We start from the raw sequence: 1,254 nt of genomic DNA, 5'->3' as shown, positions 1-1,254 counted from the left end.
TGGCGCCGTCGATGCCGGCGCGGGCCGCGACGGCGAGTTCGCCCCCAGAGCACGTGTCCAGGCGCAGGCCTTCCTCGGCCACCCAACTGGCCACGGCAGTACACAAGAAGGACTTTCCGGCGTAGTAGACGTCCACTCCACCGCAAATGTCCTCAAAAGCCGCGTCAAAGGCGTCCTTGAAGGAGCGGGCGCGGGCACGAAAATCACCCTCGCTCATGACGAACAGCGGAGTGCCGAACTGCGCCTTGAGCTCGCTGACGGGAACGCCGTCAATGGCGAGCTCGCCGTCGTCGGTCCTCTGGACACCTTCGGCCCACATCGGCGCGTGAAGCGCGTTCACGTCCTCCGGCACGACGAGCCACTCGGGGGCAAGGGGCGAGGCGGCGGTGTTGTTTTGCACGCTGATCACATCCGTTCCGGAGCTGAAACGCCGAGGAGTTCGAGTCCGTTGGCAAGTACCTGGCTCGTGGCGTCGTTGAGCCACAGCCGTGTGCGGTTGACGTCCTGGACTGGCTCGTCGCCGAGCGGTGAGACGCGGCAAGCGTCGTACCAGCGGTGGTAGGCACCGGCGATGACCTCGAGGTGGCGGGCCACACGATGCGGTTCGCGGAGCTCGGCGGCCTTGGCAACGATGGACGGGTAGCTGCCGAGGTAGGACAGCAGCTCGTTCTCGGTGGCGTGGTCCAACAAGGACGCGTCGAAGGCGCTGTGGTCGACGCCAGCCTCGATCGCGTTGCGTGCCGTGCCGCGGGAGCGGGCATGCGCGTACTGCACGTAGAACACTGGGTTTTCGTTGCTGTTCTTCTTCAGCAGTTCCGGATCCAGCGTCAGCGGAGAATCGGCGGGGAAGCGGGCCAGCGAGTAACGCACGGCGTCCTTCCCGAGCCATTCGATCAAGTCCTTGAGCTCGATGATGTTGCCGGCACGCTTGGACAGCTTGGCGCCGTTGACCGAGACCAACTGTCCGATCAGGACCTCGATGTTGACCTCGGGGTCGTCGCCCGCACAGGCTGCGATGGCCTTGAGCCGGTTGATGTAGCCGTGGTGGTCGGCGCCGAGCAGGTAGATCTTCTCCGTGAAGCCGCGGTCCTTCTTCGACAGGTAGTACGCGGCGTCGGCGGCGAAATACGTGGGTTCGCCGTTGGCCCGGATCATCACGCGGTCCTTGTCATCGCCGAAGTCCGTGGTGCGCAGCCAGACCGCCCCGCCGTCGTCGAACACGTGGCCCTGCTCGCGGAGGCGGGCGACGGCGGA

At 65.8% G+C, this 1,254-nt stretch carries 1 protein-coding gene and 1 pseudogene; both read right to left on the bottom strand.

Annotation, left to right across the window (positions count from 1 at the left end; translation table 11 throughout):
- Positions 1-400 (bottom strand): annotated as a pseudogene (locus tag AHiyo1_RS03265) (diaminopimelate decarboxylase); the annotation flags it as partial.
- 5 nt (positions 401-405) lie between these two features.
- Positions 406-1,254, bottom strand: an 849-nt coding sequence (gene argS / locus AHiyo1_RS03260; RefSeq protein WP_084784332.1) for an arginine--tRNA ligase domain-containing protein, incomplete at its 5' end; no start/stop codon positions are given.

Source organism: Arthrobacter sp. Hiyo1, from assembly GCF_001263615.2.
GTDB lineage: Bacteria > Actinomycetota > Actinomycetes > Actinomycetales > Micrococcaceae > Arthrobacter.
This window is presented reverse-complemented; position numbering and strand designations above follow the sequence as displayed.